Genomic DNA, 14,430 nt, shown 5'->3' on the forward strand with positions numbered 1-14,430 from the left:
TCCCACCGAGGTGCCTGTGCCACCGCGGCCGGCGGGCGGGAGCGGGACCTGTTCGCCGGTCTCGTGTGTGAGCCCTGATCGACTCCAACGACCTGGCCCGCTGACGACCTGGCCCGCTCGCCCGCCCGCCGGCCGCGGTGGCACAGGCACCTCGGTGGGAATGTTCTGGACGGCCCCGTGTTCGTAACGCTGTAATCAATGTAAGTGTGGCGTCGGCCGAGGAGGTCGGATGCGGACCAGACGTGCCAGGGGAGACGGACCCGACCCGGCGCGGCCCGGCGGTTCCCCGCCGGTCGAGCCGCTGGACGCCTATTCCGCGGTCGTGACCCGGGTGGCCGCGGCGCTGACCCCGTCGGTGGCGAGCCTACGGGTGCGTACCCGGCGCGGCGCGGGGGCCGGTTCCGGGGTGGTGTTCACCGACGACGGGTTCCTGCTGACCTCCGCGCACGTCGTCGAGGGGCATCGGGCCACCTCCGGAGCGTCGGTCGGGCTGGCGCAGTTCGCGGACGGCACCGAGCGCGAGGTCGACCTGGTGGGTGCCGATCCGCTCTCGGACCTGGCCGTGCTGCGGGCCCGGGGCACGACCCCGCCGGCTGCCGTCCTCGGGGACGCCGCGGGTCTGCGGGTCGGCCAGCTCGTCGTGGCTGTCGGCAACCCGCTGGGGCTCACCGGCAGCGTGACCGCCGGGGTCGTCAGCGCCCTCGGCCGGTCGTTGCCGACCCGTTCGGGCTCGGCCGTGCGGGTGGTCGACGAGGTGATCCAGACCGACGCGGCCCTCAACCCGGGTAACTCCGGCGGGGCGCTGGTCACGGCCAACGCCCGGGTGGTGGGGGTGAACACCGCCGTCGCCGGTGTCGGCCTGGGGCTGGCCGTCCCGGTGAACGACACGACGAGGAAGATCCTCGCCGCGTTGATGCGCGACGGCCGGGTCCGCCGGGCGTACCTGGGGGTCGCGGGGGCGGGTGTTCCGCTGCCGCCCGCCGTGGCCGAGCGGATCGGGCAGCGCCACGGTGTCTGGCTGGCCGAGGTGGTTGTCGGTAGCCCGGCCGGGATCGCCGGGCTGTTCACCGGGGATCTCGTCCTGTCGGTGGCCGGGACGCCCGTCGTCACCCCGGGTGATCTCCAGCGGCTGCTGACCGAGGGCACGATCGGCCGGCCAGTGGAACTCACGGTGTGGCGGCGGGGCGCGTTGGTGGACGTGATCGTCGTACCCGCCGAGCTGGTGACGGCCTGAGGACCGGGCGGGCCCGGCGGACCGGGCGGACCCGGCGGACCCGGCGGACGATGTCCTACTGTCGGAGAATGCCCCGTCCCAGCGCCGATCCCCGCCGGACGCCGCCCTCAACCCGGTTGTCCCGACAGCCGGCGCGGCCGTCGTTGCAACCGTCCCCGGACCCGCAACCCGGCAGGGCCTTTCTGACCGCCTCCTACACACTGGGGGTATTTCTGGGGGTCGGGCTGGGTCTCTACGGCGTCTTCCTCGTTCCCGCCGGTCCGCGGCCGGGGGGGATGCTGCTGTCGCTCGGCGTACTGGTCGCGCTGGTGGGCAACGGGGGTGCCGCGCTGCTGGTGCGGTGGCTGACGGGCACCCGGCTGGGACCCACGACCGTGCTCATCGGCTGGGCCGTCGTCGTGCTGCTGGTCGCCAGTTCCCGCCCCGAGGGGGACCTGTTGTTGCGGGCGAGCGGATCCGGGTACGCGTTCCTGTTGCTCGGGGCACTGAGCCCGATCGCGGTCATCGTCCTCGCCGGGGCACGGCGGGGGCTCACGGTGCTTCCTCCCGGTCACTGAGCACCGGTCCGGCCACTCGGCCACTCGGCCACTCGGCCACCCGGTCGTCCGGTCGTCCGGTCGTCCGGTCGTCCGTCTCGCCCTGGGAGATGTCACCGGCTCTTGTGATGTGGGAGATGTCACCGGCCCTTGGGGACTGTCGCCCACGTGGTGAGCCCACGTGGTGAGCGGAGCGGGTAGCGTGGCCGGGTGGGCAGCCCCGCGCACCGTGGAGAGAACTGGGCCGGCGCGCCCGCCTCCCAGGCCTCCCAGGCCTCCCAGGCCGACCGGCCGACGCTGCGGACGGCGGACTTCCGCAGGGCGGTCGGCAGGTTCGCTACCGGAGTGACGGTCCTCACGACCGTCGCCGACGGTCGCCATCTCGGCATGACGGCGAACTCGTTCGTCTCGGTCTCCCTCGACCCGCTGCTGGTGCTCGCCAGCATCCGCCGGGACGCCCGCTTCCACGGTCCGCTCATGGCCTCGGGGGTGTGGGGAGTCTCGGTGCTTGCCGAGGACATGGCCGAGACGTCGCGCTACTTTGCGAAACGCGCGTATGACCAGCCCGGCGACATGTTCGCGGGATGGGAGCACTCGATCGGGCCAGAGACCGGAGTGGTCCTGTTCGACGGCGCGCTGTCGGTCTTCGAGTGCCGGACAGTCACGACCCATCCCGGGGGGGATCACACCCTCGTCCTCGGTGAGGTCGTCTCGTTCGCCCAGCCGCGGGACGATGTCGGACCGCTCGTCTTCTACGACGGGCGCTACCTCGACCCGGTGGGTGCGGATACGGGAGGAACAGAGGCGCGGAGGGAAACAGGCGCTTCCCGAAGCTAACGGGCGCTTCCCGAAGCTAACGGGCGATTCCCGAGGCGAGCGGGCGGTCTCCGGGGCTAGTTGAGCCGGGCGCGGGCCGCGGCGGCGGCTTGGCGGGCGGCCGCCGCGGCGGCCGGCTCGACCGCGGCCACCGTGTTGGCGAACGCGGCCAGATCGGTGGCCCCGCCGAGAAAGTCGCCCAACCGGACGCGGAGCTCGCCGCGCTCCCGGCGCAGGCTCGCCGGGTGGTGGGGGAGCAGCAGGGACAGCTCGACGGCCCACAGCCGCATGTGCGGCGCGTCCGAGCGCGCCCCGAGGACCCGGATGTTGCCGAGGATCCGGGTGAGCACATCCTGCGCGCTCATCGGGGCGAGGTGGGCACGGGTGAAGGCGAACCCGGCTGCGCGTACCTTTTCTGCGGCGTCGTGCACCGTCAGTAGCCGGCCGGCGGCGAACGGATCGACGAGCACGTGGTCCTGGGGGGAACCCACCGCGACCACGACGTGCCCCGGAAGCCCGACGGGATAGGCGGGGACCCCGAGCCGGGCGGCCACCTCGAGCCAGACGACGGAGAGCAGGATCGGCAGGCCGCGCCGCCGGCGCAGCACATCGGGGAGCAGCGAGGAGCGGAGGTCGGTGTAGTCGTCCTCGGCCCCGGCGAAGCCGGCGGCGAGCCCCAGGGACTCGTGCAGCGTCTCGGCGGCGATCCTCGGGTCGAAATCCCCCGCTCCCGGGCCGACTCCCTCCAAGCGCCCCGCCGCCTCGGATCCGGATCCCGGCTGTGCCTGCCCGGGTGGTGCCTGCCCCGGTGCGCCGGTCTGGCGTGCCATCGGCGTACCGTGGTCGGCCCGGGGGAACCGGGACCGTCGGCTCGAGGTCGTCCGCGCGGCGAGCAGTGGACGGGCCTGCGCGGCGAGTGTGTCGAGGGCATTCAGGGTGGCGGTGGCGTCGGGGGTGTCGGCTGCCGGGTCGACCTCGGCGGTGAGCAGATGGCAGGCGACCGCCAGGTCGATCGGCTCGCGGCGCACGACCTCGGCGAACCTGCCGCGGCTGCGGGTGCTCACGAGAGCTCGCTCGGAGCGTTCACGCCGGGGGCAGCCGCCTCCGGGGCAGCCGCTCCTGGTGGGGCAGCCGCTCCTGGTGGGGCAGCCGCTCCTGGTGGGGCAGCCGCTCCTGGTGGGGCAGCCGCCTTCAGGCCGGGCACCTTCGAATCGGGCGCCTCTGGATCGGGCGTGTCCGGATCGGACGGGTCCGGGACGGTCGTCCCCAGGACAGTCGCCTCCGCGATAGTCGCCTTCGGGGTAGTCGTATTCAGGGTAGTCGTATTCGGGACAATCTCCGTGATAGCTGTCGCACCCGGGACATTCCGCGTACGTCGTGTCGGTGGGCGGGGTGGGATGACGCGTGCCGCTACGACGGCATCCTCGGTAACCTGGACGGGTGTGCCCTCGGCAGTGACAACCGTGAGCACACCCGATGACCATGACCGCAACGTTCCGAGAACATCACTGAGGGATACCGGTCCGGGGATGCGGTGGCGGAGCATAACTCGCGCGCCGACATCGGCCGGAGTGATGCGGACGACATACACCACCAGCGCACGCCCTTGTTGTCGACACGGAACTGTCCAGGTCGATACTAAGGACTCAGTCGCCCGTGAGCCCGAGGAGGAAAAACCGGTGACCTACGTCATCGCAGAGCCCTGCGTCGATGTCAAGGACAGGGCCTGCATCGAGGAGTGCCCGGTCGACTGCATCTACGAAGGCGGACGGATGCTCTACATCCAGCCTGACGAGTGCGTCGACTGTGGTGCCTGTGAGCCGGTCTGCCCGGTGGAGGCCATCTACTACGAGGACGACGTTCCCGATCAGTGGAAGGGGTACACCGACACCAACGCGAACTTCTTTGAGGAGCTAGGGTCGCCTGGCGGCGCATCGAAGGTCGGCGCCTTGGACTTCGACCCGCCGACGGTCGCCGCGCTGGCTCCTCAGGGCGAGTCCTGAGCGGCCCTGGGAGACCCGGCAACATCTCCGGAGTCCCGCGGTCACCGGCCCGGTCCCGGGTGCGGCTGCCCGACTTCCCGTGGGACCAGCTGGTCTCCTTCAAGGAGAAGGCCCGGCTGCATCCCTACGGGTTGGTCGACCTCTCGGTGGGTACTCCGGTTGACGCCGCGCCGGCCGTCGTGCAGCAGGCGCTGGCCGGCTCCGCTGACGCTCCGGGGTACCCGCTGACCGCGGGTACCCCGGAGCTGCGCGAGGCGGCGGCCGGCTGGCTGGCCCGCCGGCTCGGCGTGCTCGTCGACCCGGGCGCGGTGCTGCCCGTGCTCGGGACGAAGGAACTGGTGGCTCAGCTCCCCGGTCAGCTCGGGCTCGAACCTGGTGACCGGGTGTGGGTGCCGACTCCGGCCTATCCGACCTACGAGGTCGGCGCGCTGCTCGCCCGCTGCGAACCGGTGGTGGGCCCGGCCGACGGGGTGACCCTGATCTGGTTGAACTCGCCGGGGAACCCGACCGGGCGGGTGCTCACGGTCGACGAGATGCGCGCCGTGGTCACCTGGGCGCGGGAGCGCGGTGTGATCGTCGCCAGCGACGAGTGCTACATCGAGCTGGGCTGGGAGAGCCGGCCCGTCTCGGTGCTGCACCCCGACGTGTGCGGCGGCTCCCACGAGGGACTGCTGGCGGTGCATTCGCTGTCGAAGCGGTCCAACCTCGCGGGCTACCGGGCCGGCTTCGTCACCGGTGACTCTGCCCTGGTCGAGGGCCTCCTCGCGGTCCGCAAGCACGCCGGCTTCATGATGCCGACGCCCGTGCAGGCCGCCATGGCGGCCGCGTACGCCGACGACATGCATGTGGCGGATCAGCGGGCGCGCTACGCCAACCGGCGGGCCGTCCTCGCGGCGGCACTCGCGGTCGCGGGATTCACCATCGATCACAGCGAGGCCGGCCTCTACCTGTGGGCAACCCGGGGTGAGGACGCCTGGGCCACGGTGGACGCGCTGGCCGAGGTCGGGATACTCGTCGCGCCCGGGACGTTTTACGGGGAGGCTGGCCGGTATCACGTCCGGATCGCCCTGACCGCTGCGGACTCGCAGGTGGCGACCGTTCCCGAGCGGATGACGATGCTGTCGCCGGTCGCCGCCACGGGGCAGCCCGACTACGGCGCTCGGCCCGACTACGGCGCTCGGCCCGACTACGGCGCTCGGCCCGGCCACGGCGCTCGGCCCGACTACGGCGCTCGGCCCGGCCACGGCGCTCGGCCTGGCTACGGCGCTCGGCCCGACTACGGTCAGCCGATCGCTCAGGGTAGCTATGGGGGCGCCGAGCCGGACATCCGTTAGCACCCGGCCCGGATCCGTGGCCCCGCTACCTCGCGAGGCCGGGGCCACCTCGTAGGGTCGGGCTTGTGAGCGCCTCGAACACATCCCTCGACTCTCCGATCGATCCCGCCGTCGACGAACTGTGGGAACGGCGGGCGGAGCTGAACACTGGCGACGCCGACGCCCGCAAGATCGTGGTGGCCGCCGTCGACGCCATCGATGCGGGCGTGGCCCGGGTCGCCACGGTCACCGCGGGCGGCTCGGTCGCCGTTGACGAGCGGGCCAAGCGGGCGATCCTGCTGTCCTTCAAGGTTCTCGCCATGGTCGAGTCGTCCGCGGGTGACTTCCGCTTCCATGACCGGGTGCCGCTCAAGACCCGATTCGATGGCGTGCGGGTGGTACCGGGCGCGATCGTGCGCTGGGGCGCGCACGTCGAGCCCGGGGCCGTCCTCATGCCGAGCTACACCAACATCGGCGGCTACGTCGGTGCCGGCACCCTCGTCGACACCTGGGCCACGGTCGGGTCCTGCGCCCAGGTCGGCCGCAACGTGCACCTGTCCGGTGGGGCCGGGCTCGGCGGGGTTCTGGAGCCGCCGAACGCGGTCCCCGTCGTCGTCGAGGACGACGCCTTCGTCGGCAGTCGCTGCATGGTGGTGGACGGCGCGCGGGTGCGCCGCGGGGCCAAGCTCGGCGCCGGGGCGATCCTGACCGCCTCCACCCATGTCTTCGACGCCACGACCGGCGCGGAATACCCGCGCGGGGAGATCCCGGAGCGGGCGGTCGCGGTCGGTTCCAACCGGGTGAAGTCGTTCCCGGGCGGGGAGTTCGCGATGCCCTGCATCCTGGTGCTGCGGACGCTCGCCGAGGGCGAGATCCACGACAAGTTGGCGCTGAACGACATCCTGCGGGAGCACGGCGTCGCCGGCTAACGATCCTGTCACCGGTTAGCGATCTTATTGCTGGCTGGCGTCCTGTCGCCGGTTAACGATCCGCTGGCCCGGTGGCCGTAGGGTGACGGCATGAGCCTCGACCTCACGGCGCCCGTCGGCGAGCTGACCCGGGCGCTGGTCGACGTGCCCTCGGTAAGTGGGGACGAGGCCGCCCTCGCGGATGCGGTGGAGAAGGCGCTCACCGCGGTGGACGGGCTGCGGGTCGACCGGGACGGTGACGCCGTGGTGGCCAGGACCGAGCTGGGGCTGCCCGGCCGGATCCTGCTCGCCGGCCATCTGGACACCGTTCCGCTGGCGGGCAACCTGCCCTCGCGTGTGGTGGGCGGGCGGCTCTACGGCTGCGGGACCTCGGACATGAAGGCAGGGGTCGCGGTCGCGCTGCGGCTCGCGGGCACGCTCCCGGTCGCCACGCCCGGCGCGATGAGTCACGACGTCACCTGGGTCTGCTATGACCACGAGGAGGTCGAGGTGGCCCGCAACGGGCTGCGCCGGCTCGCCGCCCGGCACCGGGACTGGCTGGCGGCGGATCTGGCCATCCTGATGGAACCGACCTCCGGCGAGATCGAGGCGGGTTGCCAGGGCACCCTGCGGGTGGTCGTGACGCTCCCCGGCATCCGGGCGCACTCGGCCCGGTCGTGGCTCGGGGACAACGCCATCCACAAGGCCGGCGATCTGCTCCGCCGCCTCGCCGGCTACCGGGCGCGGACGGTGACGCTGGACGGCTGCACTTACCGCGAGGGGCTCTGCGCGGTGCGGATCGACGGTGGGGTAGCGGGCAACGTGATCCCCGACCGGTGCCAGGTCACGGTAAACTTCCGGTTCGCCCCGGACCGCGGCCCCGACGAGGCGGTGGCGCATGTCCGCGAGGTGTTGGGGGGCTACGACGTCGAGGTCACCGATCTCGCTGGCGGGGCGCTGCCCGGGCTCGCCGCCCCGCCCGCGGCGGCGTTCGTCGCCGCCACCGGTCGAGTGCCGGTGGCGAAGTACGGCTGGACGGACGTGGCGCGCTTCGCCGAGCTCGGAATCCCGGCGCTCAACTACGGGCCGGGCGATCCCAACCTGGCCCATACCCGGGATGAGTACGTCGAGCTCGCCGCGATCGACGAGGCCGAGCGGCTGCTACGGGCGTACCTGTCCGGTGTTGCTTGACCGTGGTGTCACTGGACCACCTAGTTGCGATTTTTGTTACGTGTATGAGTCGTCGGGGGTTGACGCCGTGGATCCTCCCATCTCGGCACGTTAGAGTTACTCGCGTACGTGCAGTGCCGGTCGGATGGGGGGTCCGGATGGTCGGTGGTGCGGCGGGTTCGGGGGCTCGGCACCAGGCCGGGGCGCGTCGATACACAGGTGACACGTGTTGTCGGCGCCAACCAGTGTTCTCCCCGTCGTCGGTCCGAAGATGTTGCGGCCGTGGGGGGTCTGCCAGGTGACGGGCACTGTCTTCAGCCATGCACAGGTGGGGTTGGCCGCGGGGCCGGGCACGGATGCCATCCCGAAACCGCTCGACGGGGCCGATGGGCCCGCCTGGTACGACCGCTACGAGGTGGGCGCGGACCCCGGCGCGGACCGAGCGTCCGACGGTGCCGTCGGCTACCGGGCGAAGGTTCGCTGGGAACGGCCGTACGGCTGGCTGCTCGTGGGCTCCGACGCGGCCGCCTGCGTGGTCGCGGCGGGAGTGGCCTACCTGGTCCGGTTCGGCGGACTGGTCGAGTTCGACCTGAAGCCGGTCTCCGCGACGCCGTATGTCGCCATGTCGATCCTGCTGCCCGTCGCATGGGTGTTGTCGATGTACCTGAGCCGGGCGTACGAGAGCCGGTTCCTCGGCAGTGGCTCGGAGGAGTTCCGCCGGGTCCTCAACGCCGCCGCGCAGCTCACCGCGGTGGTGGCCGTCCTGTCCTATGCGACCAAGGCCGAGCTCGCGCGTGCCTACGTGCTGATCGCCTTCCCGGCGGCGCTGCTGCTGACCGTGGCTGGCCGCGCCGCCGCGCGCGGCTACCTGCACCGGATGCGCCGGGCGGGCCGCTGCCTGCACCGGGTGCTGGTGGTCGGGGCGGGGGACTCCGCGGCGGCGTTGGTCCGGCTGGCCCAGCGGGATCCGACGTCGGGCTGGTCGGTCGTCGGTGTCGTGCTCGACCGCTCGCCCGGCCGGCACAGCCACGACTCCCCGGAACGCGGGGGGTTCGACCTGTTGGGGGTGCCGATCGTCGGGACGTCGGAGAGCCTGCACACCGCCATCCGGGCAACCGCGGCGACCACGGTCGCGATCAGTCCGCAGATGGACGGCGAGACGCTGCGCCGGGTGCTGTGGACGCTGGAGGGCAGCGACGTCGACGTGCTGGTCTCCTCGGCGCTGACCGACGTGACCGGGCCGCGGATCTCGATCCGTCCGGTGGCCGGGCTGCCGCTGCTGCACATCGAGGAGCCGGAACTCACCGGCGCGCGGCGGGCCATGAAGGGCCTGTTCGACCGCAGTGTGGCCGCGGGGGTTCTCCTGCTGTGCGCGCCGTTGTTCCTGGCCCTGGCGCTGGCGGTGCGCCTGACCAGTCGGGGGCCGGCCATCTTCAAGCAGACCCGGGTCGGCCAGGGTGGCGAGCACTTCACCATGTACAAGTTCCGGTCGATGTACGTCGACGCGGAGGCGCGCAAGGCGGAGCTGGAGTCCCGCAACGAACGGGCCGAGGGGCTGCTGTTCAAGATGCGTGACGACCCGCGGATCACCAAGGTCGGGAAGTTCCTGCGCAAGTGGTCGCTCGACGAGCTGCCGCAGCTGCTCAACGTGCTGGGCGGCACGATGTCGCTGGTGGGGCCGCGCCCGCCGCTGCCGTCGGAGGTCGCCCGCTACGAGGACGACGTGCACCGCCGGCTGATGGTGAAGCCGGGGCTGACCGGCCTGTGGCAGATCAGCGGCCGGTCGGACCTCGAATGGGACGAGTCGGTGCGCTTGGATCTGCGGTACGTGCAGAACTGGTCGCTGCCCCTCGACTTCTACATCCTCTGGCGTACCGTGTTCGCGGTCCTGCGCCGCGAGGGTGCGTACTAAGCGGGATGTGTGAGCGGTGGCAGGGCGCCTGCCCCGCCACGGCCGTTCGTCCCGGCTCTGGCGGGAGGCATCAAAGTTCGCCGAGTATGGTCAGCGGCTGCTCGACGCACCGGGCGACGAAACCGAGGAACCCCGCGACCGGCGCGCCATCGCAGACCCGATGGTCGAAGGTGAGGGCGAGCTGGGCGACCTTGCGTGGGCGCACCTCACCGTCGACGACCCAGGGCCGATCAGCGATCCGCCCTACCGCGAGCTGGGCGACCTCCGGATGGTTGATGATCGGGGCGGCTCCGTCGGTGCCCAGCGCGCCGTGGTTGTTGACGGTGAAGGTCCCGCCGGTCAGCTCCGGCACCGTCAGACGGCGCTCCCGGGCGCGGTCAGTGAGCCGGCGCAGTTCAGCGGTGAGCCGCGTGGCCGTCATGTTCTGCGCATCGCGGGCGACGGCGACCGTCAGATCGTCGTCGCCCGCGATGGCGAAGCCCAGGTGGACCCACGGGAACTGGACGATCTCACCGCGGTCCGCGTCGAGCCGGGCGTTGAGCACCGGGTAGCGCTGCAGACCGGCGATGCAGAAGCGGCCGATCAGACCCAGCACGCTCACAGGCCGATCGGAAGCCGCCGCATTGATGGTCTTCCGTGCCACGAGCAGATTCGTCGCGTCCACGTCACGCCAGGTCGTCGCCTCGGGAATCTCCTGCCGGCTACGCGCCATCCGATCTGCGATCAGCCGCCGACGTCCCCGCAGAGAAATACGCATGACGCCGTCCCCGTCCGGAGTGCCTACCCGCGGCGCCGGCACCGCCGCATCCATGGGCACCGCCGTACCCATGGGCAGGGCCGGGTTGGACTCCCGGTCCCGCAGGGCCTGCTCGACGTCGGCTCGCCGCACCACCCCGCCGGGCCCGGTGGCCTGCACCATGTCGAGATCGAGGCGGGCGCTACGCGCGAGGCGCCGGACAACGGGCGAGATGGTGCGGATCACTTCACGGGAACCCACCCCGCGGACACCCGTCTCCCCGGTCGTCGTCCCCAGCGCGTCCGGATCGTCCGCGGTGGCGCCAAATCCGATGAGGGGGGGCGGCGCGCCCGCATCCCCGGCCGGTGGCGTCGGTTGCGACGACGCGTCAAGGCGGGGCACCCTGACCACCGGCGCATCGGGGGTCGGCGCGGCGGGAGATCGAACGGTCACCAGGGGCGAGCCGACATTCAGGACATCGCCGGCTGCGCCGTGGTGGATCCGGATCTCTCCCGGGTAGGGGCACGGGATCTCGATGCACGCCTTGGCCGATTCCACCTCGACGATCGGTTGGTCGATGGCCACCAAGTCCCCGACCTCGGCCAGCCATCGGACCACCGTCGCCTCGGTCAGGCCCTCGCCGAGGTCCGGGAGGTCGAAGACGACCAGTCCGTCGGCGGCCAGCGTCTCCTGGTGGTTCATCAGATCATCGTCCCTCGTCTCGACTCGGGCACCGGACCGCCGATCCATCGCGGATCCGGCTGATCATCCCACTGCAACCGGTCGAAGGCGTCGAGGAGCCGGCCGACGCTCGGCAGGTGGTATCGCTCCAGCTTCGGCGGCGGGTACGGGATGTCGAGGCCGGTTACCCGCAGAACTGGAGCCTCCAACGAGTGGAAACAGCGTTCCTGCACCCGCGCTGCGATCTCGGCGCCGACGCCGGCGAAGCCCTGGGCCTCATGCACCACCACGCAGCGGCCGGTACGTCGCACGCTCGTCATCACGGTCTCGTCATCGAACGGCACGATGGACCGCAGGTCGATGACCTCGACGTCCCAGCCGTGACCGGAGGCCACCGCCGCCGCCTCCAGGGCCAGGGGAACGGTCGGCCCGTAGACGATCAGGGTGATGTCGGTTCCGGGTCGGCGGACGGCGGCCCGGCCCAGGGGTTCGGTGCGGACGGGCAGGCTGACCTGGTCCCGGCCCCAGTAGAGTTTCTTCGGCTCCAGGAAGATCACCGGGTCTGGATCGTCGATGGCTGCCCGCAGCAACGAGTACGCGTCGGCGACGGTGGCCGGTGTGACGACCTTGAGGCCGGCGGTGTGCGCATAGTAGGCCTCGCTGGAGTCGGCATGGTGCTCCACCGCGCCGATGCCTCCGCCATAGGGGATCCGGATCACCATGGGTAGCCGCACCCGTCCACCGGTGCGGCTACCCATCTTGGCCACGTGGCTGACGATCTGCTCGAACGCGGGGTAGGCGAAGGCGTCGAACTGGAGTTCCACGACGGGTCGGAATCCATACATCGCCATCCCGACGGCAAACCCGACGATTCCCGCCTCGGCGAGTGGGGTGTCGACGCAACGGTCGGCACCGAAGGCGTCCGCGAGACCGTCGGTGATCCGGAAGACCCCGCCGAGCCGCCCGACGTCCTCACCGAGTACCAGCACCCGTTCGTCCGCCGCCAGCGCGTCCCGCAGTGCCCGGTTGAGTGCCTGCGCCATGGTCGTTCCGGTCGGACGTGGAATCCCTGCCGGCGCGGCTGCCACGCCCTTCGGCACGGCGCCGGTACCGGCCGCGCTGTTGAGGATCATGCCGTTCGCGGTCTGGTGCACCGTCATGACGCGGCACCTCCGGTGGGGGCGGCGGCCGAGTCGAGGCCGACCAGCGCGCGCTGTTCGACGAATGAGGCCGGCGGCGTCGCGTAGACGTGGGCGAACAGATTGGCCGGGGCCGTGGTGGGAGTTCCGCCCACGCCCGTGCGGACCGCTTCCGCCAAGGCTTCCGCCTCGATGGTCAGCCGCGCGTCGGCGTCGGCGTCGAGGACCCCGACGCGCCGCAGGTGGGCGGCCAGGCGCGGGATCGGGTCCTGCCGCCGCCACAGCGCGGTCTCCTCGTCGTCGCGGTAGCGGGTCGGATCGTCGGCGGTGGTGTGCGGAGCCAGGCGGTAGGTATGCGCCTCCACCAGCATCGGTCCCTGACCCGAGCGGGCATGCGCGACCGCCGCCGTGAGCACGGCGAGGACGGCGGCGACGTCGTTGCCGTCGACCTGTTCGCTGCGGATGCCGTAGCCGACGCCCTTGTACGCCAGCGCCGGAGCGGCGCTCTGGCGGGACAACGGCACGCTGATGGCGTAGCGGTTGTTCTGGATCAGGAAGACCACCGGCGCGGAGAAGACGGCGGCGAAGTTCAGCGCCTCGTGGAAGTCGCCCTCGCTGGTCGCGCCGTCGCCGACGAGGACGAGGACGATGGTCCGCTCGCCGAGCCGGCGGGCCGCAGCGGCGAGACCGGTCGCGTGCAACGCCTGGGTGGCCAGCGGCGTGGTCATCGGCCCGCACCGGTGCGCGTAGGGATCGTACCCGCAGTGGCGGTGACCCCGAACCGGGGCGAGCACGTCGAGCGGGTCCACTCCCCGAGTGAGCAACGCGGTGCTGTCACGGTAAGTGGGGAACAGCCAGTCCGTGGGCTCCAGCACCAGGGCGGCGCCGACCTGGCACGCATCCTGCCCTTCCGATGACGGGAAGGCCGCGATGCGGCCCTGGGCCGCGAGGACGCAGGCCTGCCGGTCGAACCGGCGGCCGAGCACCATCGCCCGGTAGGCGGTCAGCAGGGTCTCGCCCGCCGGCATCGGGTAATCCCCGTGCTCGTCAACAGCATCGCCCGACTCGCCAAGAAACCGTATGGGAAATGGGCTCGGAAGGTACCCGGCCACCATAGCGTGGTGGTCGGGCGTGGCCTGCGTCATCAGGCGACCGCCGGGGGGACCGCGGCGAGGCGATCGCGCCGGTCCGGCCCTCGCGGCGGTACCTGACCGCGTGGAGCGGCTGGGTCGGTCCAGAGAAAAGAGCGGTCGGCGATCATCGGGAACGGCCTTGTCATCGGTCCCACTGTCGTTGTCCCCTCGCAACAGCACTTGCTGACAAACGGTTCCCGACCAGCCGGGAGCTGGGACTTGGCATCTTTTCGTTCTCCGGCCCGGTTGGACGGCACGTTCCGCTGACATACGGATCACGGGAAGAGAGGAAAAACAGCGGTCCCGGCCCATGAGATGGGAAAAGATGGCTGGCACGCCGTCCACTGTGACAACCATGATCGCGATGAGGGGGCCACGTTGCCACCCGTCTGCCGGCGCGGTATTCGATTGATAGAGGCATCCCCCCGTGGGAAGCGCTGTCCGGCTCGCTCCGACCCGCTGGCAGTCTCAATGAGGGTAGCACAGGGGAAGTCACCCGGCGGCCGTTTGGTTTGCGGGTCGGTTGGGAAACGCTTCGCCGATCGCCGTCCGGAAAATCAGGTGGATCTTTCGGCCGACGTCTCCACCCGCCGGTGGTTGTCCCGGCGGGGCGGTCGCGGTGCCGGAATGGCGTTTATAGTGGTTCGGCCCAGCCGCGTGGTCCCCGCCCGACCCGCATTGATGAGTTGGCCCGGGGGGCATTACACTGGGACTTGGAGGAGGGGAATCACCGTGCGTCGTCTTGTGCGACGCCGACTGCCTGGAGGTCGTGGGTTGTCCGCTCCGCCAACTCGGACGATGTTGTTTGGTGTCCATCGTCACATTCTTGTTCCGTTGTTGACGATACTC

General features: G+C 71.4%; 13 protein-coding genes. 8 read left to right on the forward strand and 5 right to left on the reverse strand.

Annotated elements, in window-relative coordinates:
* Positions 1-229 precede the first annotated feature (229 nt).
* The 3 genes from AC08OV_RS10385 to AC08OV_RS10395 all read left to right on the forward strand — a co-directional run bounded on the left by AC08OV_RS10385 (position 230) and on the right by AC08OV_RS10395 (position 2,607).
* Complete coding sequence (locus AC08OV_RS10385; protein ID WP_476612591.1) at positions 230-1,234, forward strand: S1C family serine protease; 1,005 nt, start codon at positions 230-232, stop codon at positions 1,232-1,234.
* Positions 1,235-1,302: 68 nt separating this feature from the next.
* Complete coding sequence (locus AC08OV_RS10390; protein ID WP_476612590.1) at positions 1,303-1,791, forward strand: DUF6113 family protein; 489 nt, start codon at positions 1,303-1,305, stop codon at positions 1,789-1,791.
* Between the two features lie 189 nt (positions 1,792-1,980).
* Positions 1,981-2,607, forward strand: coding sequence for a flavin reductase family protein (locus AC08OV_RS10395; protein WP_476612589.1), 627 nt, complete (start codon positions 1,981-1,983; stop codon positions 2,605-2,607).
* A 56-nt stretch (positions 2,608-2,663) separates the two neighbouring features.
* On the opposite strand, the gene AC08OV_RS10400 is transcribed toward AC08OV_RS10395, so the two are convergent.
* Positions 2,664-3,650, reverse strand: a complete 987-nt coding sequence (locus AC08OV_RS10400) for a transglutaminase family protein (protein ID WP_476612588.1) — start codon at positions 3,648-3,650, stop codon at positions 2,664-2,666.
* A complete protein-coding gene (locus AC08OV_RS10405; RefSeq protein ID WP_476619601.1) occupies positions 3,647-4,180 on the reverse strand; it encodes a putative acetyltransferase in 534 nt (177 codons plus the stop codon). The genes AC08OV_RS10400 and AC08OV_RS10405 overlap by 4 nt, the downstream gene beginning before the upstream one ends.
* An 85-nt stretch (positions 4,181-4,265) precedes the next feature.
* Here AC08OV_RS10405 and fdxA point away from each other — a divergent pair, with 85 nt between their 5' ends.
* From fdxA to AC08OV_RS10430, 5 genes are all read left to right on the forward strand, one after another.
* Positions 4,266-4,589 (forward strand): ferredoxin, encoded by a 324-nt coding sequence (gene fdxA / locus AC08OV_RS10410; RefSeq protein ID WP_011438232.1) that lies wholly within the window; start codon positions 4,266-4,268, stop codon positions 4,587-4,589.
* Positions 4,590-4,648: 59 nt separating this feature from the next.
* Positions 4,649-5,923 carry a succinyldiaminopimelate transaminase gene (gene dapC / locus AC08OV_RS10415; protein ID WP_476612587.1) on the forward strand — a complete coding sequence of 425 codons (1,275 nt, stop codon included), beginning with the start codon at positions 4,649-4,651 and terminating at the stop codon, positions 5,921-5,923.
* Positions 5,924-5,988: 65 nt separating this feature from the next.
* A complete protein-coding gene (locus tag AC08OV_RS10420) occupies positions 5,989-6,831 on the forward strand; it encodes a 2,3,4,5-tetrahydropyridine-2,6-dicarboxylate N-succinyltransferase (protein ID WP_476612586.1) in 843 nt (280 codons plus the stop codon).
* A 90-nt stretch (positions 6,832-6,921) separates the two neighbouring features.
* On the forward strand, positions 6,922-8,001 hold the full coding sequence (dapE, locus tag AC08OV_RS10425) for a succinyl-diaminopimelate desuccinylase (protein WP_476612585.1): 1,080 nt from the start codon (positions 6,922-6,924) through the stop codon (positions 7,999-8,001).
* 277 nt (positions 8,002-8,278) lie between these two features.
* Positions 8,279-9,892, forward strand: a complete 1,614-nt coding sequence (locus tag AC08OV_RS10430; RefSeq protein WP_476612584.1) for a sugar transferase — start codon at positions 8,279-8,281, stop codon at positions 9,890-9,892.
* A gap of 70 nt (positions 9,893-9,962) precedes the next feature.
* On the opposite strand, the gene AC08OV_RS10435 is transcribed toward AC08OV_RS10430, so the two are convergent.
* The 3 genes from AC08OV_RS10435 to AC08OV_RS10445 all read right to left on the reverse strand — a co-directional run bounded on the left by AC08OV_RS10435 (position 9,963) and on the right by AC08OV_RS10445 (position 13,476).
* Positions 9,963-11,330 (reverse strand): dihydrolipoamide acetyltransferase family protein, encoded by a 1,368-nt coding sequence (locus tag AC08OV_RS10435; RefSeq protein ID WP_476612583.1) that lies wholly within the window; start codon positions 11,328-11,330, stop codon positions 9,963-9,965.
* The gene (locus AC08OV_RS10440; RefSeq protein ID WP_476612592.1) at positions 11,330-12,352 is read right to left on the reverse strand and encodes an alpha-ketoacid dehydrogenase subunit beta; all 1,023 of its coding nucleotides are present in this window, start codon (positions 12,350-12,352) and stop codon (positions 11,330-11,332) included. Before AC08OV_RS10440 ends, AC08OV_RS10435 begins: the two co-directional genes overlap by 1 nt.
* A 113-nt stretch (positions 12,353-12,465) precedes the next feature.
* The gene (locus AC08OV_RS10445; RefSeq protein WP_476612582.1) at positions 12,466-13,476 is read right to left on the reverse strand and encodes a thiamine pyrophosphate-dependent enzyme; all 1,011 of its coding nucleotides are present in this window, start codon (positions 13,474-13,476) and stop codon (positions 12,466-12,468) included.
* Positions 13,477-14,430 lie beyond the last annotated feature (954 nt).

The sequence above is a fragment of the Frankia sp. CeTa3Moorea genome, from assembly GCF_978021225.1.